This is a genomic window from Streptomyces sp. SS8 (assembly GCF_054072955.1).
The window spans coordinates 215,483-235,988 of the sequence record NZ_JBSVCZ010000002.1 but is presented as its reverse complement, the minus strand read 5'-3'; the positions used below and the strand labels follow the sequence as shown (position 1 = coordinate 235,988).

The following is a 20,506-nucleotide window of genomic DNA, read 5'->3' as shown; positions in this document are numbered from 1 at the left end:
CGTCGGGCCCGGATCAGTCGCGCGCCGGCTTGATGCCCAGCGGGGCGGCGATCTCCGCCGCCATCACCGCGCCGGCCTCCCGCTCCAGCTGGAGGTCGTCGGCGTCGGTGTCCGTGTCCAGGCCCTCCAGCTCGTCGAGGGGGGTGTCGAGGCGGACGTGGGCCACCAGCGACTGCAGGGCACGCAGGGACGCGGAGGCGGTGGGACCCCAGTTGGACAGGTAGGAGAACTGCCACCACCACAGCGCCTCGCTGATCCGCCCGGCCCGGTAGTGGGCCATGCCGTGGCGCAGGTCGGTGACCACGTCGGCGATGTCGTCGGAGATGCGGCAGGCGACCGGAGCGCTGCGCGCGTACGGGTCGAAGACCTCCGAGTAGACGTCCACCGGGTCCAGCAGCCGGGCGAGCCGCATGCGCAACTCGTCGACGTCCGGCTCCGGGCCGGTGTCCGGCTCGTACCGCTCCTCCGGGACGATGTCCTCGTGGGCGCCGAGGCGACCGCCCGCGAGCATCAGCTGGGACACCTCCAGCAGCAGGTACGGGACGGCGCTGTCCGGCTCGTCCCCCTTGGCCACCTCGGTGACCGCCACGAGGAAGCTCTCGACCTGATCCGCGATCTGCACCGCGAAGTCGTCCGGGCTGCGGTCCTGGCCGCGGTCCCGGCCGAGGTCCTGGTTGCGGTCCTGGCCGCGGTTCTCGGGCATGGCTTCAGACATCGAGCAGTCTTCTCCCCTCGAAGGCACGTCCCAGCGTGACCTCGTCGGCGTACTCCAGGTCTCCTCCGACGGGGAGACCGCTGGCCAGCCTGGTCACGCGCAGGCCCATGGAGGACACCATGCGCGCGAGGTAGGTGGCCGTGGCCTCCCCTTCGAGGTTCGGGTCGGTGGCCAGGATCAGCTCGGTGACGGTGCCGTCGGCGAGCCTGGCCAGCAGTTCCCTGATCCGCAGATCGTCCGGGCCCACGCCCTCGATCGGGCTGATCGCACCGCCGAGGACGTGGTAGCGCCCCCGGAACTCGCGCGTCCGCTCGATGGCCACGACGTCCTTGGGCTCCTCCACGACGCAGATGACCGACGGATCGCGGCGCGGGTCCAGACAGACCCTGCACCGCTCGGCCTCCGCGACGTTGCCGCAGACCTCGCAGAACCGGACTTTCTCCTTCACCTCGGTCAGCGCGTGGGCGAGCCGGCGGACGTCCGCCGGCTCGGCCTGCAGGATGTGGAAGGCGATCCGCTGCGCGCTCTTGGGACCGACGCCGGGCAGCCTGCCCAACTCGTCGATGAGGTCCTGAACCACGCCTTCGTACACGGCCGCCTACTCCACTCTTCCCGCTCTGCCCTTGTCGCTCCCGTACGGTCCCCGCGCCGACCGTACGCTCATTTCCGCTTTCCGGTGCACCATGCACCCGGCGCGCGGTCCGTGCCCGGCCTTTCTCAGAAAGGCAGGCCCGGCATGCCGCCCAGCCCCTGGGCGAGGGGGCCGAGCTTCTGCTGCTGGAGCTCCTGCGCGGCGGCGTTCGCGTCGCGGACGGCAGCCAGGACCAGGTCGGCGAGGGTCTCGGTGTCCTCCGGGTCCACCGCCTTGGGGTCGATCACCAGGCCCTTGAGCTCACCGGAACCGGAGACCGTGGCCTTCACCAGGCCGCCTCCCGCCGATCCCTCGACGTCGGTGTCGGCCAGCTCCTGCTGGGCGGCGGCGAGGTCCTGCTGCATCTTCTGGGCCTGCTGAAGCAACTGCTGCATGTTGGGCTGGCCACCACCGGGGATCACGGGATTCGCTCCTGGCTCGCTCGACGACGTGTGCGTGTGCGTACACGTGCTCGTCGCGTACGCGCCCGCCTTGTACTCCGTATACCCCTGAGCGTACGCGTTTCCCCTGCCTCTTGGCCTCGCCGGGCCGGGACCGTTTCCGTCCCCGGCGGACACGCGTACGCACCGGACGGGCGGGCGCACGGGCGGGCGGGCGTCACTCGTGGTAGAGCTCCTCCAGCACCGTCGCACCCAGCTCGCGCACGATCAGGTCGTGGCCGGACAGGGCGGTCTCGTCCAGATCCGGGTCGTCCTCGGCGGGCATGTCGTCCTCCGGCGCCACGGGCGGCGGGGGCGGCGGCTCGGCGTCGCCGCGCGGCGCGGGCGCCTGGGGTGCCTGCGGCCGGGAGGACTGCGGCTGCGACTGCTGGGGCTGCGGCCGGGCCGGCGCCGGCTGCTGCTGTCCGTACGGCGCGGAGGACGGAGGCTGCGCGGCCGGGGCGGAGGGCGCCGCGGCCGCGGCGGGGCGGAAGCCTCCCGCGCCCCCGGGGGAGTACGGGGCCTGCCCCTGCGGCGGCGCGGAGCCACCGGAGGGATCGACGACGGACTCGATCCGCCACTGCACACCGAACGCGTCGGCCAGCGCCGCGCGCAGCACCTCCTCGCTGCCGCCGTTGGCGAAGCTGTCGCGGGCCCCCTGGTTGGAGAAGCCGAGCCGGAGCGTCGTCCCGTCGAATCCGGCGACGTGCGCGTTCTGGCTGAGCAGGATCCAGGTGAACCGGCGGCGGCCCTTGACGGCCTCCAGGACGTCGGGCCACATCTGCCGCACCTGCGCGGCCCCCTGCCCGGCGTCGGCGCCGCCCTGGGGCGGCGCGGGGGCCTGGACCGGGGAGGCGGGGGCCGGGGGAGCAGGGGACTGCGGCTGCGGCGCGGGGGCCGCCGGGGACTGGGTCCGCGCGGGGGCGGACGCCGGAGTGGGCCAGGCGCCGGGGCGCCGGCCGTCGTCCTGCGGCCGGTCGGGCTGCTGCGCCTGTTGCTGCCCGGGCCACGCCCCGGGGCGGGCCTGCGGCTCCGCCTGGCCGCCGCCGTCCGGTGCCGCCCCCGGCCAGGCGCCGGGCCGGGGGCCGGCGTCCGGTGCGGGCCCGTTGTCCGACCGCCCCACGGGCGCGGAGGGCTGGGCGGGCGGAGCGGGCTGTACGGGCGGAGCGGGCTGCGCGGGCGCCGGGGCCTGCGGCGCGGGTGCGTCCTGCTGACCGGCCAGGGCCGTACGGGCCGCCGCCGGGCCGCCGCCCGGCGCGGGGGGCGTCGGGGGCGTCGCCACGGGGGCTCCCCCCGCCAGACCCGCGCCCATCGGCCCCGCACCCGCCGCCGGGCCGCCCGCGAGGCTCGCGCCCCGCTCCAGACGGTCCAGACGGGCCTGGAGTGACCGCTCGTCGCTGTACGCCGCGGGCAGCAGCACCCGGGCGCAGATCAGCTCCAGCTGCAGCCGCGGCGAGGTCGCGCCGCGCATGTCCGTCAGGCCCTCGTTGACGATGTCCGCCGCCCGGCTCAGCTCGGCCGGACCGAAGACCGAGGCCTGGGCCGTCATCTTCTCCACCACGTCGGCGGGGGCGTCGATCAGGCCCTTCTCCCCGGCGTCCGGCACGGCGGCCAGGATCACCAGATCGCGCAGCCGCTCCAGCAGGTCGGCGACGAAGCGCCGCGGGTCGTGCCCGCCCTCGATCACCCGGTCGACCACCTCGAAGGCCGCCGCGCCGTCACCGGCCGCGAAGGCGTCCACCACCGAGTCCAGCAGCGCGCCGTCGGTGTAGCCCAGCAGCGCCGTGGCCATGGCGTACGTCACGCCGTCCGGGCCGGCGCCCGCCAGCAGCTGGTCCATCACCGACATCGAGTCACGCACGGACCCGGCCCCGGCGCGCACCACCAGCGGAAGCACCCCGTCCTCGACGGGGATGGCCTCGCGCTCGCACACCTCGGCGAGGTAGTCGCGCAGGGTGCCCGGCGGCACCAGGCGGAACGGGTAGTGGTGGGTGCGCGACCGGATCGTGCCGATGACCTTCTCCGGCTCGGTCGTCGCGAAGATGAACTTCAGGTGCTCCGGCGGCTCCTCGACCACCTTCAGCAGGGCGTTGAAGCCCGCCGAGGTGACCATGTGCGCCTCGTCGATGATGTAGATCTTGTACCGGCTGGAGGCCGGGCCGAAGAACGCCTTCTCACGCAGCTCGCGGGCGTCGTCCACGCCTCCGTGCGACGCGGCGTCGATCTCGATGACGTCGATCGAGCCGGGCCCGTTGCGCGCCAGGTCCCGGCAGGAACGGCACTCCCCGCACGGATCCGGCGTCGGACCCTCCTCGCAGTTCAGGCAGCGGGCGAGGATACGGGCGCTGGTCGTCTTGCCGCAGCCGCGCGGCCCGCTGAAGAGGTACGCGTGGTTGACCCGGTTGTTGCGGAGGGCCTGCTGGAGGGGGTCGGTGACATGCTCCTGCCCGATGACCTCGGAGAAGGCCTCGGGGCGGTAGCGGCGGTACAGCGCGAGGGACGACACGCCTCCGACGATATAGGCCGCCGCCGACAACCGTGCCTCCCGTGGAAGTGGGGGGCACACTTGTCGGCGGGAGGAAAATCAGGCGCCCCCCACGCACCCGCCAGAGCTCACCTACCCTTGCTGCCTTCCGGCCCTGGGGGAGTTCAGCGAGATAGCGCCACGTGAGGGGCTGCGCCAAGCCTACCGGATACCGGAGGGTGCTCGGGCCCGGGAGGGGGACGGGGACGGCCCCGGGGATCGGGTTCGCAACCACTGCCCCGCGTCATGTAATGTTTCCGGCGGAGGATTCGCCTAGAGGCCTAGGGCGCACGCTTGGAAAGCGTGTTGGGGGCAACCCCTCACGAGTTCGAATCTCGTATCCTCCGCATCCGCCCGCCAGGGCACGACGAAGGCCCCGACCGCCCAGCGGTCGGGGCCTTCGTGGTCGCGTGGCCGCGGTTCTGGTCGCAGTCGGTGCGAAGCGACGCGCGGCGGCTCTTTGGCAAGGGTCACGCACGGCCCATCGTCCGACGGGCGCCACCTCGGCCTCTCCCCTTATGAGCTGCGGTTTCCGCACCGTCCCGGGACCATCCCCGGCGACACCGCTACAGGGGGTCCCCGGGAATCCCGGTGTACTGCTTGCGCAGCTCATCGATCAGGGGGTGTGTGTCCGGGAGTGGGAGGTCGTCCAGGCGGCCGATGGCCCGGACACCGATGGCGGCGTTGGTGGCGAAGGCCGCGTCGAACCCGGTGACGTCGGCGAGTCCCACCGGGGCCGAGACCGAGGTGTGGATCTGCTGGAGCAGCCGCATGGTGGTGCCGGCCAGACACTCCGCCTCCGGCCACACCACCTGCCCGCCCCGGACGAAGCCGATGTTCCAGGTGCCGCCCCCGGAGATCATGGACCGGCCGTCCACGAACAGCGCGTCGTCGAATGGCTGAAGAACCCGACCTTCGCGACACCGCCCTGTACCTGTCCGTCCTGGCCGCCGTCGCCGACGGCAACGCCACACGCGGGGGCATGGCCGGCTATCTGGAACGCAAGGCCACCGACATCGCCCACCCCATCAACGTCCTCGAAGACGCGGGTCTGCTGCACCGGGACGCGGGCGCCTTCCGCGACAACCGGCCCACCTACCGGATCGCCGAACCGCTGATCGGCTTCCACCACGCGATCATGCGACCGGTCTGGGACCAGCTCGAACGCCCCGGCAACGCGGCACGGGTCTGGCAGGCCAGCCGTGGCCGCTTCGTCAGCAACGTCCTCGGGCCCCATTTCGAACAGGTCTGCCGCGACTGGGCGCTGCATCACGCCGGCCCCGAGCTCCTGGGCGGTCTGCCCGCCCACGTCGGACACGGTGTCGTTCACGACCCCAGGGCCCGTACCGGCAACGAGGTCGACGTGGCGGTCATCGGAATCGCGGATGGCGCCAAGCCCCCACTCCTGGCCATCGGAGAGGCCAAGTGGAACGACACCATGGGAGCTGCCCACCTCGAACGTCTCCGGCACATCCGCGACCTCATCACTCTGGCAGGCCGATACGACACCGCGAACACAAAGCTCATGTGCTTCAGCGGAGCCGGATTCAACGACAAGGCGCATGCCGCAGCGGCAACCAACCCGGACGTCCGGCTGATCGACCTGGAGACCCTCTACGGTCAGGCCTGATGTACGCCCACGCGTCCGTGACTGCCGGGGTAGAGGCGTCTGTGGCCGGAAGCCGGTGGTCACCGTACCCGGCCGCCCCGACAGCGTTGCGCCTGAACCCCCGCCGACGGCCGGACCCACACCTGCTCCGGCACCGTCCGCACCCTGCCGGGGGTTATCTGGTCGCGTAGTAGGCGCGCAGTGCGGCCTCGCCGCCGGAACCCAGGGCGGTCATGATCCGCTGGAAGCGGGCGGAGCGCAGATCTCCGGCCACGATGACACGGGGATGCTGCCCGGCGGGCGGGCAGTACCCGTCCGCACCGCGGACCAGGTCGCCGGGCGGAGCGGTCGGCGCGTTGCCGATGCTGAGGTAGGCGGCATCCGCCGCGACCGTCAGCCGCTCGCCGCCCCGGCCCACCGCTTCCGCCGACACCACGGCGCTTCCCGTGGAGCCCAGCGTCAGGTGTTCGACGGGCAGGAGCGTGACCCGGGGGTCCTCGCGGATCTCCTCGACCTTGTAGTCGTCGGCCGCCGGATACGCCACGATCAGGCGCGTGCCGGTGGCCGGGTGGGCGTGCAGGAAGGTGCCGATCGTGCGGTCACCGCCGAGGGCGAGGAGGGTGCGGCCCTCGGCGTCGGCCTCCCCGGCCTGCCACAGCGGGGGCAGGGTCAGGCCGTCGGGGGCGGTGATCCAGGCGGCGTCGCGGGGCTGGAGGGGGCCGGTGCCGGTGGCGACGACGGCGTACGGGGCGGTCAGACGGGCGCCGGTGTCGAGTACGGCGGTCACGCGGTCCGCGTCGGCGCGCAGTTCGGTGACGTACCGGCCCAGTTCGAGACGGCACAGCTCCGTGTTTTTCAGCTCCGCGGCGATTGTCCCGGCCAGTCCGGGACCGCTGGTGTGGCCGCCCAGGACGTTGCTCAGGGCCGGGATCCGGTAGAGGTTGCGGCACAGCCGGTCCGGCTCGACCAGCACCGAGCGCATGCCGACTCCGGCGGCCATACGGGCGGCGGCGCAGCCGGCCGGGCCGCCGCCGACGATGATCAGATCCGTGTCATGGACGGCGGGCGAACCGGCACGGAACGGGGACGGGGTGTCGGCCATGGGGCTATTCCAGCACCGGGGCCCGGCGTACGCGGCCAGTCGTCCCATCACCTGCTCGCCGATGACGAGTTGACCGGCCCCGACCAGGCGGCGGGCGACGAGGAGACCGGCATCGTGGACGTCCGGCCGGTCGGGGCGGGCTTCCCGGCCTCGGTACAGGCTTCTCGCGCTCCTCGCGGGGATGTGACCTTCGTCGCGGCGGTGGGGTCCCGGCGCGTTCGCCGCTGCGACCTCCGCCGCCGGCGGTGGCAGCGGCGCGTCTGCCTCCGGCGGAGGTCACAGAGGTGCGGGCGGAAGCGCGTGGAAGAAAGACCGCGTCCGCGAACAGCAATATCTGTGCCCGCGACATGAGAAATAGACGCGGCGCGCGGCGAGTATTCCCCGGCCGCGGAACAGAGGGAAATTATCGACCGTGCAGGCCCGATCGCACCGTGCTACTGTCGATCTCAGTTGCAGGTGTGGTTGCCAGAAGGTTCATTCCCGACGAGGTAATCATCACGGCGACACGGAATTCACACGCAGTGGATTCCCGAAACCGCCTCCGAAGGAGAAACAAAATGGCTACTGGCACCGTGAAGTGGTTCAACGCGGAAAAGGGCTTCGGCTTCATCGAGCAGGACGGCGGCGGCGCCGACGTCTTCGCCCACTACTCGAACATCTCCGCCCAGGGCTTCCGCGAGCTGATGGAAGGCCAGAAGGTGTCGTTCGACATCGCGCAGGGCCAGAAGGGCCCGACGGCCGAGAACATCGTCTCCGCCTGACACCGGCGACGCGTACTTCGCAGCCGGGGCCCGCACCTGAGGGGTGCGGGCCCCGGCTCGCCGCTTTTCAGGGCTCGCGGCGGAAAGCAATCCGCCGCCCACCGGCCGGCGAGGCTTTTCCCGCCGGCCCGCAACGGCCCACATCGTCTTCGGCTCGTCTCGAGATTCTCTGCGCCACTCGTCTGCTGCGGGAATTCCTTGCCACGTGCCGCACCAAGGAAGGTTCCCCATGAAGAGTGCCCGCACGTCCCGCGCACCCCGTACGTCCCGCACATACGACCGCTTCGCAGGAGGCTCCGGCGGCAGCCGCTCCGGTGGTCCGCGCCGTTCCGGAGGCTACGGAAACCGGCAGACCGGACGGACCGCGCAGGGTGAGTTCGCTCCGCCGAGGACGATCACACCCGCGCTGCCCGCCGTCGGGTCTTTCTCCGATCTCGCCATGCCGGCGAGGCTGCTGGCCACGCTCGGCCGCGAAGGCTTGACCGTGCCGTTCCCGATCCAGGGGGCGACCCTGCCGAACTCCCTGGCCGGCCGTGACGTGCTCGGCCGCGGCCGCACCGGCTCGGGCAAGACCCTCGCCTTCGGCCTCGCCGTACTGGCCCGCACGGCGGGACGGCGCGCCGAGCCGCGGCAGCCGCTCGCCCTGGTCCTGGTCCCCACCCGCGAGCTCGCCCAGCAGGTCACCGACGCGCTCGCTCCGTACGCCCGCTCCGTGAGCCTGCGGCTGGCCACCGTCGTCGGCGGGATGTCCATCGGCCGGCAGGCCGGTGCGCTGCGCGCCGGAGCCGAGGTGGTCGTCGCCACGCCCGGGCGGCTCAAGGACCTCATCGACCGGGGCGACTGCCGGCTCGACGGTGTCGAGACCACGGTCCTCGACGAGGCGGACCAGATGACCGACATGGGTTTCATGCCCCAGGTCACCGCCCTGCTCGACCAGGTGCGCCCCGGCGGGCAGCGGATGCTCTTCTCGGCCACCCTCGACCGCAACGTCGACCTGCTGGTCCGCCGCTACCTGACGGACCCGGTGGTCCACTCCGTCGACCCGTCGGCGGGAGCAGTCACCACGATGGAGCACCACGTACTCCATGTGCACGGCGCGGACAAGCACCGGACGACCACCGAGATCGCGGCACGGGACGGCCGGGTGATCATGTTCCTCGACACCAAGCACGCGGTGGACAGGCTGACCAGGCACCTGCTGAGCAGCGGTGTACGCGCCGCGGCCCTGCACGGCGGCAAGTCCCAGCCGCAGCGCACGCGGACACTGGCCCAGTTCCGGAGCGGGCATGTGGCGGTCCTGGTGGCGACCAACGTCGCCGCACGCGGGATCCACGTCGACAACCTCGATCTGGTCGTCAACGTGGACCCGCCCGGCGACCACAAGGACTACCTGCACCGCGGCGGTCGCACCGCCCGCGCCGGCGAGTCCGGCAGCGTCGTCACCCTGGTGACCCCCGACCAGCGTCACGGCATGAGCCGGCTGATGGCCTCGGCGGGCATCACCCCCCGGATCACCCAGGTGCGTTCGGGCGAGGCGGAACTGAGCCGCATCACGGGCGCCCAGGCCCCCTCCGGTGTCCCGGTCGTCATCACCGCGCCGGAAGCGGAACGCTCCCGCGGCGCGTCCTCCCCGTCCCAGGGCCGGCGGGGCCGCCGGGGCCACGCGGGCCGGGGCCGGCCCGCCGGCGAAGCGGCACACCGCGGTGCGCAGCGGCGGCCCGGCTTCGGCTCGGCCGCCTAGAGCCGCCGCGACCACGGGACGGCCGTGACCACACGGTCACCGGCCGTCCCCTTCCACTGAGGAGGCATCTATTCAGGAGGCACCCATGACACCGGTTCGGACGCGGCACCGCGCGGTGGATTCCCCGCCCAGGACCATGGCCGCCGAAGGGAACGCGCCCGGGCCCCGGGTCTGGGACGACATGACGGTCGAGGTCGCTCTGTCCCTCATGGCCTGTGCCCGCGTCGACCACCTCGTCCTCTGCGACGGGGACGACCGGAACACGGGCCTGATCACCCTGGCCCGGCTCGCCGTCTTCCGCGACAGCTCCGCCTACACGGACCGGATCCGTCTGCGGGACGTCCTCGCCGGACCGTTCGCCTCGCCCGCCGATGCGCCTCGGCCGGGAGCGGGGTGCCGGCCTCGATGAGGGGCGGCGCCCGGTGGGACCGCCGCGACCTCGGGTGAGGCGCGGGCGGGAACCGCCGCCAGGGACCCGGTGAGGGCTCTGCCGACACGTGTCGGCAGAGCCCTCACCGTCGTACCGCCGCATCACCGCCTCCCCGTCCGTGCGGAGGCCGGCACAGCGCGAAGGCCGACAGATGGTGTTGAATCTCCTTCGGGGCCCTGGTGCCGTACGGTGCCGGGGCCTCTCGACGCGTTGCACAACGAGGTGACATGGCAGCAGATACTCCGCTCAGCGACCGTCTGGACGACGACGACTACCCCGCGTACACCATGGGCCGGGCAGCCGAGATGCTCGGCACCACCCCCGGCTTCCTCCGGGCCATCGGTGAGGCCCGGTTGATCACTCCGCTGCGCTCGGAGGGCGGACACCGCCGGTACTCCCGCTACCAGCTGCGGATCGCCGCCCGCGCCCGCGAGCTCGTCGACCGGGGGACCCCGATCGAGGCCGCCTGCCGCATCGTCATCCTCGAGGACCAGCTCGAGGAAGCCCAGCGCATCAACGCCGAGTACCGCCGTGCCGCGAACGAGACACCCGGCGGTTCCGGCTCCGGTTCGGACTGATCGCATGGGCGGGTCGGCCCGGGCGCCCATAGGACTCCGGACGCGCATGGGCGAGGACGCACACGTACTGGGTTCTTCGGTTCTTCCCGACGGGTGACGAGTGGCGGAGGGGAGCCGTTCCTCACGGGACGGCCGGGCGGCGCCCCCGGCGTGCGTCAGCGGGTGGCGAGGAGTTCGAGGGTGTCGACCACGCGGTTGGAGAAGCCCCACTCGTTGTCGTACCAGGCGACGACCTTGATGTGGCGGCCCTCGACGCGGGTGAGCGCCGAGTCGAAGACCGACGACGCGGGGTTGCCGGTGATGTCGGAGGAGACCAGCGCGTCCTCCGAGTACTCCAGGATGCCGGCGAGCGGCCCCCGCGCCGCGGCGCGGTACGCCTCCAGCACCTCCTCGCGCGTCACGTCCCGGGCGACGGTGGTGTTCAGCTCGACGATCGAGCCCACCGGGACCGGCACGCGGATCGAGTCGCCCGACAGCCTGCCGTCGAGGTTCGGCAGCACCAGGCCGATCGCCCTGGCCGCGCCGGTCGTGGTCGGCACGATGTTGACCGCGGCGGCACGGGCCCGGCGGGCGTCGCGGTGCGGGCCGTCCTGCAGGTTCTGCTCCTGGGTGTAGGCGTGCACCGTCGTCATGAAGCCGTGCTCGATGCCGGCGAGTCCGTCGAGCACGGCGGCCAGCGGCGCCAGGGCGTTGGTCGTGCACGAGGCGTTCGAGACGATCGTGTGCGCGGCCGGGTCGTACGCGTCGGTGTTGACGCCGTAGGCGAGGGTGACGTCGGCCCCGTCCGAGGGCGCGCCGACGAGCACCTTCCCCGCGCCCGCGTCGAGGTGGGCGCGGGCGGCGTCGGCCGAGGTGAAGCGGCCGGTCGCCTCGAGCACGATGTCGACGCCGAGCCGCGCCCAGGGCAGCTTCGCCGGTTCGCGCTCGGCGAGCACCGCGATACGGCGGCCGTCGACGACGAGGGCGTCCCCGTCCGCGCTGACCGGGCGGCCGAGCCGGCCGGCCGTGGTGTCGTAGGCGAGCAGCCGGGCGAGGGCGGCGGGCTCCGTCAGGTCGTTGACGGCGACGATCTCCAGGGTCTCCAGGGCGTTCTCGCGCTCCAGCAGCGCGCGCAGCACATTGCGGCCGATGCGGCCGAATCCGTTGATGGCGATACGGGTCATGGGTGGCCTCCTGCGGTCCGCCACCAGCGTCGCGTGCGGCGTCCGCCCGTGACAGCGGCACGATCGCCAGGGTCCGCGAGGATCGCGCCACGCGGCGGCGGGCCGCCCGCGCCATCCGCCTACCCGCCCCGGGCGAAGGTGCGCCGGTACTCACTCGGTGTGGTGCCCAGGACGCGCCGGAAGTGCAGCCGCAGATTGGCGCCGGTGCCCAGGCCGACGTCGGCGGCGATCCGCTCGACGCTCAGCTCCGAGCGCTCCAGCAGCTCACGGGCCATGTCGATACGGGCGCGCATGACCCACCGCATCGGCGTGTGGCCGGTGTCCTCGGCGAAGCGCCGCGAGAACGTGCGCGGTGAGACGCCCGCCTGCCGGGCGAGGAGTTCGAGGGTGAGGGGCTCGCCGAGCCGGCGCAGCGCCCACTCGCGGGTGGCGGCGAACCGCTCGCCCAGCGGCTCGGGCAGGCTGCGCGGCACGTACTGCGCCTGGCCACCGCTGCGGTAGGGGGCGGCGACCAGGCGCCGGGCCGCGTGGTTGGAGGCGGCCACCCCGAGGTCGCCGCGCAGGATGTGCAGGCACAGGTCGATGCCCGAGGCGGCCCCGGCCGAGGTCAGCACCCCGCCCTCGTCGACGAACAGGACGTTCTCGTCCACGCGGACGGAGGGGTGCCGCGCCGCGAGCGCCCGCGTGTAGTGCCAGTGCGTCGTGGCGCGCCTGCCGTCGAGCAGGCCCGTGGCGGCGAGCGCGAAGGCGCCCGTGGAGATGGCGGCCAGCCGCGCGCCCCGGGCGTGGGCGGCCCGGAGCGCTCCGACCACGGCGGGCGGCGGGTCGTCGCGGTCGGGGAAGCGGTAGCCGGGGATGAAGACGGTCTCGGCCCACGCGAGCGCCTCGAGGCCGTGGACGACGTGGTAGGACAGGCCGTCGCCGCCGGTCACCGGGCCGGGCGCCGCCCCGCACACCCGTACCTCGTACGGCATGCTCGCCCGGGTCGTGAACACCTGCGCGGGGATGCCGACGTCGAGGGGCTTGGCGCCTTCCAGGACCAGGACGGCGACGCGGCGCAGACGGGGGGACGGCACGGGGGACAGGGTACGAGGGGAGCGCGCGGGGTGCGTGCGTTACGGCGCCCGGCGGGGGCTTCGCGCCCCCGGGGCGTCCGCGTCAGTCGCGCAGCAGCCCGTCCAGGGCCGCCGCCGCGTCCGACGCCGCGGCGGCGAACGGCTCGATGACCAGATCGACCCCCTCGGCGCGCAGGCGCTCGGCGTCGCGCCGGCTGTGGGCGGTGACGGCCGTGACACCCCGGTACCCGTGGTGGCGCAGCCCGTGCAGCAGCGCCCGGTTGGTGTCCGCCACCGGGATGGCGGACACCACGCAGCGGGCCCGGGCCAGCGGCAGGGACTCCAGGAAGTGGGCGTCCTCGGCGCTGTCGAAGACGGCGGTCACCCCCGCCCGTTCGTTGCGCGCCACCCGGTGCGGGTCGTAGTCCACCGCCAGAACCCGGTGCCCGGCCCGGCTGAGCCGGTCCGCCAGCAGGCCGCCGAAGCGGCCGAGCCCGTAGAGGACGACGTCGGCGTCGCGGTGGGTCTCGGTGGGCCCGGTGTGGCGGGCGCCGGTCCGCTCGAACCTCACCAGCCACCGCTCCAGGCGCCCGTAGATCTGCCGGGAGTAGAGGATCAGGTAGGTGGAGGCGCCGATGGTGACCAGGCCGACGACGGTGACCAGGCTGACGGTGGCGCCGGTGATGTGCCCGAGGCTGTAGCCGAGGGCGGCGAGGATGAGGGAGAACTCCGAGATCTGGGCGACCGTCAGCCCGGCCAGGAACCCCACCCGGACCGGATAGCGCATGGCAGTCATGATCACGACGACGATCAGCGGGTTGCCGACGAGGACGAAGACCGAGAACACCAGCGCCCCGGCGATCTGCGTGCCCGCGTCCGTGAAATCCAGCTGCGCGCCCAGTTCCAGGAAGAAGAAGAGCAGCAGGAAGTCGCGCAGGCTGACCAGCCGGGCGCCCATGGCGTCCCGGTAGGGGGTGCCGGCCAGGGAGACCCCGGCCAGGAACGCCCCGACCTCGGAGCTGAAGCCGAGCCACTCGCTCAGCGCGGCCACCGACACCGCGTAGGCCACCCCGAAGAGCAGCAGCAGCTCCTGGGAGCGGGCGACCCGGTGCAGCAGGCCGGGCAGGACGTAGCGCGCCAGCGCGGCGACACCGGCCAGCAGGCCCAGGCCCTTGGCGAAGACCAGGGCGATCTCCGCAGCCATGCCGCCGTCGCTGTCGCCGGTCCGCTGCCCGAACGCGGTCAGCGCGATCATGACCAGCACCACGACGATGTCCTGCACGATCAGGAACCCCACCGCGATGCGGCCGTGGAGCTGCTCCAGCTCGCGCTTGTCGGAGAGCAGCTTCACGATGATGATCGTGGACGAGAAGGTGAGCGCGACCGCGACGTAGAGCGCCGTCACCGTGTCCATGCCCAGCGCGAGCGCGATCAGGAAACCGATCACCGAGGTGAACAGGACCTGGCCGAGCCCGGTGGCCAGCGCGATGGGCCCGGTGGTGCGGACCAGGTGCAGGTCGAGCCGGAGCCCCACCAGGAACAGCAGCACCGCGATGCCCAGCCGGGCCAGCAGCTCGACGGTGCCCTCGGCCTCCACCCAGCCGGCGCCGGCGGGGCCGACCAGGATGCCGACGCCGATGAAGGCGACGATCAGCGGCTGCTTCAGCAGCGTCGCCAGCAGGCCCATGGCGGCGGAGATCGCGAGGACCGCGGCGACGAGGGGGAAGTCGTACGGATCCATGGCCCGGTCCGATCACTGGTTCGTTCGCTGCGGGGACGCGGTCATCGCCCCGGCCCCGACCCCGGCATCGGTCCCGGCATCGGCCCCGGCATCGGCCCCGGCCCCGGGACGACCAGCACGTCGCACGGCGCCTCGGACACCACGTGCTGGGCGACGCTGCCGAGGACGGCGTAGCCGGCCGCCGAGCGCGTGCCCGTCCCGACCACGGCCAGGTCGGCCCCCTCCTCGCCGGCGATACGGGGTACGGCGTCCTGCGGTCGCCCCGGGGCGACCAGGACGCGCGCCGGGCGCGGTGACAGGTCGGCCGCGATCCGTTCGGCGGCCGGGCGAGCCTCCTCGGTGCGGGTGCGCCGCAACCGCTCCAGCTCCTCCTCCGGCACGCCCCGCATGCGCAGCAGGTGCTCGCCGGGGACGGTGACGCAGTGGACCAGCAGGCGCTCCGCGCCGGGGGTCAGCCCCGTCCCGGTACGGGCCGCGGCGAGGGAGGCGGTGGACCCGTCGACGGCGAGCAGGGCCTTCCGGTACGCGCCGCCGGGCGGCCGCCTGACGACCAGCGCCGGCACCTCGCCGGAGCGCACCAGGTTCCCGGCGATGCCGCCCAGCCCGGCGCCGCCGGGCCGGTGCCGGCCGCGGGCCCCCAGCACCAGCAGATCGGCGCCCGCTCCACCCGCCTCGTCCGGTACGACGGCGGCGACCCTGCCGGTGCGCACCGTCCCCCGGACCGCCGGGACCTCGTCGGCGTGTTCGCGCAGGTGCGAACGGAGCCTCAGCCGGGCGAACTCCACCAGTTCCGGGGCCACGCGCGGCGGTGCGACGTACAGCACCAGCAGCCGCGCGCCGTCCCGCGCCGCGATCCGGGCCGCGCGGCCGACGGCTTCGCCGGCCGGTTCGGAGAGGTCGGTGACCGCCAGAACGCACCGGGGCGGCACTGAGTACACGGGCATCACCCCCGGTCGACCGGCTCCCATGCCAGATTAGTTCCTTTTGTCACCACGGCGCCTCCCGGGCGCGCCCTCGGCGCCCCCCGGTGCACCCTCCCCGCCCGGCGTGCGCTCCGGCAGGTTTCACCGCCCTTCCCCACGGACACCCGCCCGGTCGAACCGGACGGAATGCGAAGTATGGGCGGAATCGACCGCATGTGACGCGCGCCTCGACGGCGCTCCCGCCGGCCGTGCGCGCCGCGCCACGCCCCGCCGTGAGGAGGCAGCGATGAAAGCCGTCGTCTACAAGGAACCCTTCAGCGTCGATGTCGAGGAGGTCGCCGACCCCCGGATCCAGGACCCCACGGACGTGATCGTCAAGGTCACCACATCCGCCATCTGCGGCTCCGACCTGCACATGTACGAGGGCCGCACCGGCGCGGAGCCGGGCATCGTGTTCGGCCACGAGAACATGGGGGTCGTGGAGGAGACCGGCTCCGGCGTCGCCTCGGTGAAGAAGGGCGACCGGGTCGTCATGCCGTTCAACGTGGCCTGCGGCTTCTGCAAGAACTGCCTGGCGGGGCGTACGGGTTTCTGCCTGACCGTCAACCCGGGCTTCGCGGGCGGCGCCTACGGCTATGTGTCGATGGGCCCCTACACCGGCGGCCAGGCGCAGTATCTGCGGGTGCCGTTCGCGGACTTCAACTGCCTGCAGCTGCCCAGGGGCACCGAGCACGAGGACGACTTCGCCCTGCTCGCCGACATCTTCCCCACCGGCTACCACGCCACCGAACTGGCACAGGTCTCGCCCGGGGAGACGGTGTGCGTGTTCGGCGCCGGACCGGTCGGCCTGATGGCGGCCTACTCCGCGGTGCTGCGCGGCGCCTCCCGCGTCTTCGTCGTCGACAAGCAGCCGGACCGGCTCCGCCTCGCGGGCCGGATCGGCGCGATCCCGGTCGACTACAGCAAGGGCGACGCCGCCGAGCAGATCAAGGAGCAGACCGACGGGGAGGGCACCGACAAGGGCATCGACGCCGTCGGCTACCAGGCGACCGTCCCCGAGGGCGAGGAGCAGCCGGCGATGGTGCTCAACACCCTGGTCGAGGCGGTGCGCCCCACCGGGATGCTCGGAGTGGTCGGGCTCTACGTGCCGTCCGACCCCGGCGGCCCCAGCGAGAGCGCCAAGAAGGGCGAACTGCTCTTCAGGATCGGCAAGTTCTTCGAGAAGGGCCTGCGGATGGGGACCGGCCAGGCGAACGTCAAGTCGTACAACCGCCAACTGCGCGACATGATCATCTCCGGCCGCGCCACCCCCAGCTTCGTGGTCTCCCACCGGGTCCCGCTGGACGAGGCCCCTGACGCCTACCAGCACTTCGACAAGCGCGACGAGGGCTGGACGAAGGTGCTCCTCAAGCCCGAGATGGGCAACGGGCACAAGAAGCAGAAGGTGTCGGCGTAGCCGCGCGGAGCGGAGCGACGCGGGTGCGGCGGGGCGGTCCGGGCGCGGGCCGCCCCGCCGTCGCGCCGTCTGCCGGTTCCGGAAAACCGCAGGCGGGCGACGAGTCCCGACGCGGGGTCTTGACGGCCCACCCCCCTGCCCATACCGTCTCGCCCGCTCCTTGAAACGAATCAATTGAAACGTATCAAGAGCGTACCGGCAACGTATCGACACGCCCCTCCCGCCCCTCACGGGTCCGGCCGGGGGCGGGAAGGACCGCGCGATGAGACGACCCCCCGGGCGAACCCGGCAGCGCACCGCCTCCGGGCCGCGGCGGCGGACATCCGTCCTGCTGGCCGCCGTACTGCTCGCCACCGGCGCCCCGGCCGCCCAGGCCGGCACCCCCTCCGGCGAGACACCCGGCGGCGGGCACGGTGGCGCACCCGGCGGCGGGCACGGCAAGGGACGGGCGGTCCAGCTCGAGAAGCTCGACCGCGGCCTCGTCGCCGTCGCCACCGGCGAGGGCGTCTTCCTCAGCTGGCGGCTGCTCGGCACCGAGACCACCGGCTCCACCGCCACCGGCATGGCCGGCCCGGACTTCCGCGTCTACCGGGACGGCGAGCCCGTGGCGACCGTCACCGACAGCACCAACCACCTCGACCGCGGCGCCCCGCCGGACTCCGAGTACCGCGTCGTCCCCGTCGTCGACGGCCGCGAGGTCCGCGACGGGGGCCGCGGCCAGGCGGTCACCCCGTGGTCGGAGTCCTACACCGAACTGCCGCTGCGCAGGCCCGCCGACGGCGTCACCCCCGCCGGGGAGAGGTACACCTACTCCGCCAACGACATGAGCGTCGGCGACGTGGACGGCGACGGCAGCTACGAGTACGTCGTCAAGTGGGACCCGTCCAACTCCAAGGACGTCTCCCAGAAGGGCTACACCGGCAACGTCCTCATCGACACCTACCGCCTCGACGGCACCCTGCTGCACCGCCTCGACCTGGGCGTCAACATCCGCGCGGGCGCCCACTACACCCAGTTCCCCGTCTACGACTTCGACGGCGACGGGCGCGCGGAGATGATGGTCAGGACCGCGCCCGGCACGAGGAGCATCCGCTACGACCGGCACGGGCGCGTGGTCTCCGAGCGGTACGTCACCATGCCGCGCGAGGACGTCCGCGCCGGCCACTCCCACCACGACGACCACCGGATGAGCGCCGCGGACTACCGCGAGCACCTCGTGGAGACGTTCCTCGGCTGGCACGAGCACCCCGAGGTGACCGCCGGGCGGTGGCCCACCACCCTGGAGGCGGCCTTCGGCATCGAGCCGCGCCACGACTACCCGCTCTCGCGCACCGCCGCCGAGGACCTGGCCGACCACTTCCTCGACGTCCACGCCCCCTCCCGCAGCTCCCGCAACGACCTGCGCGCCTTCGAGGGCTTCGTCCTCACCGGCCCCGAGTACCTGACGGTGTTCGACGGCGCCACCGGCCGCGAGCTCCAGACGGTGCGCTACGAGCCCGGGCGGCACGACGACGGCCTGATGTGGGGCGACTACGCCATGAGCCGCATCGAGCCGGGCAACCGCGTCGACCGCTTCCTGGCGGGCGTGGCATACCTCGACGGCGAGCGCCCCTCGGCCGTCTTCGCCCGCGGCTACTACACGCGCGCCGCCGTGGCCGCCTACCGCTGGGACGGCAGGCGGCTGAAGCGCCAGTGGCTCGCCGACAGCGGCTGGACGCCCATGTCCAACCCCTTCGACGACTCCCCGCACGGCGTGGACGGCACCGACCCCGAGTACGGCTCCCTCACCACCCAGGGCTTCCACTCCCTGAGCGCGGCGGACGTGGACGGCGACGGCCGCCAGGAGATCGTCTACGGCGCGGCCACCCTCGACGACGACGGCTCCCTCCTCTACAGCTCCTTCGCCGAGGGACCGCCGCAGAGCGCCGTGCCGGGGCGGAGCGTGCGGCTCGGCCACGGCGACGCCATGCACGTCGCCGACATCGATCCGGACCGCCCCGGCCTGGAGATCCACACCGTCCACGAGGGCGGGCGCTGGGCCCCCTACGGCCACGCGCTGCGCGACGCCGCCACCGGCGAGGTGCTGTACGGCACCTACACCGGCGTGGACACCGGCCGCGGCATGGTGGGCGACATCGACCCGGGCCGGCCGGGCCTGGAGACCTGGGGCTCGCACGGCGTCGGCCTGTGGAGCGCGGACGGCGAGCGGCTCGGCGACGCCACTCCGGGCACCAACATGAGCATCCGCTGGGCCGCCGACATGACCACGCAGACCGTGGACGGCTCGGGCGAGAACACCCCGGTGATCAGGGACTGGCGGCGCGGCACGCTGCTGACCGCCGAGGGGACCCGTACCAACAACGGCACCAAGGGCAACCCCTCGCTGGTGGCCGACGTCCTCGGCGACTGGCGCGAGGAGCTGCTGGTGCGCACCGCCGACAGCTCGGCGATACGGCTCTACACCGGCACCGAGGTGACCGACCGCAAGCTGTACACGCTGATGCACGACACGCAGTACCGGGTCGAGGTGGCACGGCAGCAGACGACGTACAACCAGCCCGCGTACCCGTCCTTCCACCTGGGGTCGGACACCGACTGGTCGCGGGTGCCCGTGCCCGGCACGCGCGTGCCCGGCCGGCGGTAGAGGCCGGCACCGGCCGGCCCGCCGGTCAGCCGTGCCAGAGGCCGGCCACGGCCCGCGCACAGGCGGCGGCCTGCGCACGTCCCGCACGTGCGCAGGCCTCCCGGCGGGAGGCGTCCAGGGGGTTGCGGCCGAGCTCCCGGCGGGCGGCGGCGTCCGGGACGAGCAGCGCGACCTCCGCCCCCTCCGCCCGCAGCCGGGCGGCGAGCCGCTCGGCCCTGGGGCCCGGCCCGAACGCCCTGGGCAGCGGGGCGAGCACCACCACCCGGCGGTGGCCGCGCGCCAGGTCGGCGTTGGTCGTCGACCGTACGCCACCGTCGATCCACCACCGTCCGCGCAGGGCGACCGGCGGCCACAGGCCCGGCATCGCGCAGCTCGCGGCGACCGCCCGGAGCAGGTCGGCGCCGCTGCCGGAGTGGAAGGTGCCCAGCGCGCCGGTGTGCGCGTCCACCGCCGTCACGCGCAGCGCGTCCGGCCACTGCCGCACCGGCAGCAGGGCGGCGATCGCCTCCAGCACCTCCTCCTCCGAGGAGGTGCTCGCCCTCAGCGCCATCCGCCCCAGCCGCCGCGCCACCGCCTCCGGGGTGCGCCGGCCCAGCTGCGCGCGCAGGAAGCCCAGGGCCGCGCCGGGGGTGATCCGCGCCCGCGGACCGGCCTCCTTTGGACCGGCCGCCCGCGACTGCCGCCGGTGGAGCTCCTCCGGATGCTCACCGGCCGCCAGCCGGGCGCCGACCACCGCTCCCGCCGAGGTGCCGATCACCGTGTCGGCGTCGGCGAGCTCCACACCGGCGGCGGCCAGTCCGGCCAGCATTCCCACCTGCCACGCCCCGCCCGCGTGCCCGCCGCTGCCCAGTACGAGCGCTCTGTCCGCCACGGCGCCGGCCTCCTCCCTCGTCGGCCGTGTCCGCCTACCCACCGCCGCGGGCCGGAAGCAGCCGCGCCACGGCCGTCTCCCCAGCGCCGTTCCCCCCGGCCGCCGTACAGGTGACGTACGCT

At 73.6% G+C, this 20,506-nt stretch carries 18 protein-coding genes, 1 tRNA gene and 1 other RNA gene; 8 read left to right on the top strand and 12 right to left on the bottom strand.

Annotation, left to right across the window (positions count from 1 at the left end):
• Positions 1-13 precede the first annotated feature (13 nt).
• The 5 genes from ACW69E_RS02950 to ffs all read right to left on the bottom strand — a co-directional run bounded on the left by ACW69E_RS02950 (position 14) and on the right by ffs (position 4,466).
• Positions 14-703, bottom strand: a complete 690-nt coding sequence (locus ACW69E_RS02950; RefSeq protein WP_457496734.1) for a DUF5063 domain-containing protein — start codon at positions 701-703, stop codon at positions 14-16.
• 4 nt (positions 704-707) lie between these two features.
• Complete coding sequence (recR, locus tag ACW69E_RS02945; protein ID WP_457496579.1) at positions 708-1,307, bottom strand: recombination mediator RecR; 600 nt, start codon at positions 1,305-1,307, stop codon at positions 708-710.
• Positions 1,308-1,432: 125 nt separating this feature from the next.
• The gene (locus tag ACW69E_RS02940) at positions 1,433-1,768 is read right to left on the bottom strand and encodes a YbaB/EbfC family nucleoid-associated protein (RefSeq protein ID WP_093851813.1); all 336 of its coding nucleotides are present in this window, start codon (positions 1,766-1,768) and stop codon (positions 1,433-1,435) included.
• 196 nt (positions 1,769-1,964) lie between these two features.
• A complete protein-coding gene (locus ACW69E_RS02935) occupies positions 1,965-4,292 on the bottom strand; it encodes a DNA polymerase III subunit gamma and tau (RefSeq protein ID WP_457496578.1) in 2,328 nt (775 codons plus the stop codon).
• A gap of 77 nt (positions 4,293-4,369) precedes the next feature.
• An RNA gene (gene ffs, locus ACW69E_RS02930) (signal recognition particle sRNA small type) lies at positions 4,370-4,466 on the bottom strand.
• A gap of 106 nt (positions 4,467-4,572) precedes the next feature.
• On the opposite strand from ffs, the gene ACW69E_RS02925 reads away from it, so the two are divergent.
• Positions 4,573-4,657 (top strand) — tRNA-Ser (locus ACW69E_RS02925).
• 219 nt (positions 4,658-4,876) lie between these two features.
• On the opposite strand, the gene ACW69E_RS02920 is transcribed toward ACW69E_RS02925, so the two are convergent.
• Positions 4,877-5,173, bottom strand: coding sequence for an aminotransferase class IV (locus ACW69E_RS02920; protein WP_457496577.1), 297 nt, complete (start codon positions 5,171-5,173; stop codon positions 4,877-4,879).
• A gap of 32 nt (positions 5,174-5,205) precedes the next feature.
• On the opposite strand from ACW69E_RS02920, the gene ACW69E_RS02915 reads away from it, so the two are divergent.
• Positions 5,206-5,940, top strand: a complete 735-nt coding sequence (locus tag ACW69E_RS02915; RefSeq protein ID WP_457496576.1) for a hypothetical protein — start codon at positions 5,206-5,208, stop codon at positions 5,938-5,940.
• 154 nt (positions 5,941-6,094) lie between these two features.
• Here the strand turns inward: ACW69E_RS02915 and ACW69E_RS02910 are convergent, their stop codons facing one another.
• Positions 6,095-7,021, bottom strand: a complete 927-nt coding sequence (locus tag ACW69E_RS02910; RefSeq protein ID WP_457496575.1) for an FAD-dependent oxidoreductase — start codon at positions 7,019-7,021, stop codon at positions 6,095-6,097.
• Between the two features lie 557 nt (positions 7,022-7,578).
• Between ACW69E_RS02910 and ACW69E_RS02905 the strand changes: the two genes are divergently transcribed.
• The 4 genes from ACW69E_RS02905 to ACW69E_RS02890 all read left to right on the top strand — a co-directional run bounded on the left by ACW69E_RS02905 (position 7,579) and on the right by ACW69E_RS02890 (position 10,531).
• The gene (locus ACW69E_RS02905; RefSeq protein ID WP_237877585.1) at positions 7,579-7,782 is read left to right on the top strand and encodes a cold-shock protein; all 204 of its coding nucleotides are present in this window, start codon (positions 7,579-7,581) and stop codon (positions 7,780-7,782) included.
• Between the two features lie 229 nt (positions 7,783-8,011).
• Positions 8,012-9,523: a DEAD/DEAH box helicase gene (locus ACW69E_RS02900; protein ID WP_457496574.1), complete on the top strand. Its 1,512-nt coding sequence runs from the start codon at positions 8,012-8,014 to the stop codon at positions 9,521-9,523.
• A gap of 85 nt (positions 9,524-9,608) precedes the next feature.
• Positions 9,609-9,932, top strand: a complete 324-nt coding sequence (locus ACW69E_RS02895) for a CBS domain-containing protein (protein ID WP_457496573.1) — start codon at positions 9,609-9,611, stop codon at positions 9,930-9,932.
• Between the two features lie 248 nt (positions 9,933-10,180).
• Positions 10,181-10,531 carry a helix-turn-helix domain-containing protein gene (locus tag ACW69E_RS02890; protein ID WP_457496572.1) on the top strand — a complete coding sequence of 117 codons (351 nt, stop codon included), beginning with the start codon at positions 10,181-10,183 and terminating at the stop codon, positions 10,529-10,531.
• Between the two features lie 155 nt (positions 10,532-10,686).
• Here the strand turns inward: ACW69E_RS02890 and gap are convergent, their stop codons facing one another.
• The 4 genes from gap to ACW69E_RS02870 form a co-directional block, all read right to left on the bottom strand.
• Positions 10,687-11,694, bottom strand: coding sequence for a type I glyceraldehyde-3-phosphate dehydrogenase (gap, locus tag ACW69E_RS02885; RefSeq protein WP_457496571.1), 1,008 nt, complete (start codon positions 11,692-11,694; stop codon positions 10,687-10,689).
• Between the two features lie 119 nt (positions 11,695-11,813).
• Positions 11,814-12,770, bottom strand: a complete 957-nt coding sequence (locus ACW69E_RS02880; protein ID WP_457496570.1) for a GlxA family transcriptional regulator — start codon at positions 12,768-12,770, stop codon at positions 11,814-11,816.
• A gap of 82 nt (positions 12,771-12,852) precedes the next feature.
• A complete protein-coding gene (locus ACW69E_RS02875) occupies positions 12,853-14,490 on the bottom strand; it encodes a cation:proton antiporter (RefSeq protein ID WP_457496569.1) in 1,638 nt (545 codons plus the stop codon).
• 41 nt (positions 14,491-14,531) lie between these two features.
• Positions 14,532-15,458: a universal stress protein gene (locus ACW69E_RS02870; RefSeq protein WP_457496568.1), complete on the bottom strand. Its 927-nt coding sequence runs from the start codon at positions 15,456-15,458 to the stop codon at positions 14,532-14,534.
• A gap of 241 nt (positions 15,459-15,699) precedes the next feature.
• On the opposite strand from ACW69E_RS02870, the gene ACW69E_RS02865 reads away from it, so the two are divergent.
• Together ACW69E_RS02865 and ACW69E_RS02860 are read left to right on the top strand one after the other, a co-directional pair.
• A complete protein-coding gene (locus tag ACW69E_RS02865; RefSeq protein WP_457496567.1) occupies positions 15,700-16,869 on the top strand; it encodes a glutathione-independent formaldehyde dehydrogenase in 1,170 nt (389 codons plus the stop codon).
• A gap of 262 nt (positions 16,870-17,131) precedes the next feature.
• Positions 17,132-19,513, top strand: a complete 2,382-nt coding sequence (locus ACW69E_RS02860; protein WP_457496566.1) for a rhamnogalacturonan lyase — start codon at positions 17,132-17,134, stop codon at positions 19,511-19,513.
• Positions 19,514-19,538: 25 nt separating this feature from the next.
• On the opposite strand, the gene ACW69E_RS02855 is transcribed toward ACW69E_RS02860, so the two are convergent.
• Complete coding sequence (locus ACW69E_RS02855; RefSeq protein ID WP_457496565.1) at positions 19,539-20,384, bottom strand: patatin-like phospholipase family protein; 846 nt, start codon at positions 20,382-20,384, stop codon at positions 19,539-19,541.
• Positions 20,385-20,506: the final 122 nt, after the last annotated feature.

Bases quoted from the DNA above. Each gene is read 5' to 3' on its own strand.
- ACW69E_RS02950 (WP_457496734.1), bottom strand. From the start codon at position 703: ATGCCCGAGAACCGCGGCCAGGACCGCAACCAGGACCTCGGCCGGGAC.
- ACW69E_RS02920 (WP_457496577.1), bottom strand. From the start codon at position 5,173: ATGATCTCCGGGGGCGGCACCTGGAACATCGGCTTCGTCCGGGGCGGG.
- ACW69E_RS02915 (WP_457496576.1), top strand. From the start codon at position 5,206: ATGGCTGAAGAACCCGACCTTCGCGACACCGCCCTGTACCTGTCCGTC.
- ACW69E_RS02910 (WP_457496575.1), bottom strand. From the start codon at position 7,021: ATGGCCGACACCCCGTCCCCGTTCCGTGCCGGTTCGCCCGCCGTCCAT.
- ACW69E_RS02905 (WP_237877585.1), top strand. From the start codon at position 7,579: ATGGCTACTGGCACCGTGAAGTGGTTCAACGCGGAAAAGGGCTTCGGC.
- ACW69E_RS02900 (WP_457496574.1), top strand. From the start codon at position 8,012: ATGAAGAGTGCCCGCACGTCCCGCGCACCCCGTACGTCCCGCACATAC.
- ACW69E_RS02895 (WP_457496573.1), top strand. From the start codon at position 9,609: ATGACACCGGTTCGGACGCGGCACCGCGCGGTGGATTCCCCGCCCAGG.
- ACW69E_RS02890 (WP_457496572.1), top strand. From the start codon at position 10,181: ATGGCAGCAGATACTCCGCTCAGCGACCGTCTGGACGACGACGACTAC.
- gap (WP_457496571.1), bottom strand. From the start codon at position 11,694: ATGACCCGTATCGCCATCAACGGATTCGGCCGCATCGGCCGCAATGTG.
- ACW69E_RS02875 (WP_457496569.1), bottom strand. From the start codon at position 14,490: ATGGATCCGTACGACTTCCCCCTCGTCGCCGCGGTCCTCGCGATCTCC.
- ACW69E_RS02870 (WP_457496568.1), bottom strand. From the start codon at position 15,458: ATGGGAGCCGGTCGACCGGGGGTGATGCCCGTGTACTCAGTGCCGCCC.
- ACW69E_RS02865 (WP_457496567.1), top strand. From the start codon at position 15,700: ATGAAAGCCGTCGTCTACAAGGAACCCTTCAGCGTCGATGTCGAGGAG.
- ACW69E_RS02860 (WP_457496566.1), top strand. From the start codon at position 17,132: ATGAGACGACCCCCCGGGCGAACCCGGCAGCGCACCGCCTCCGGGCCG.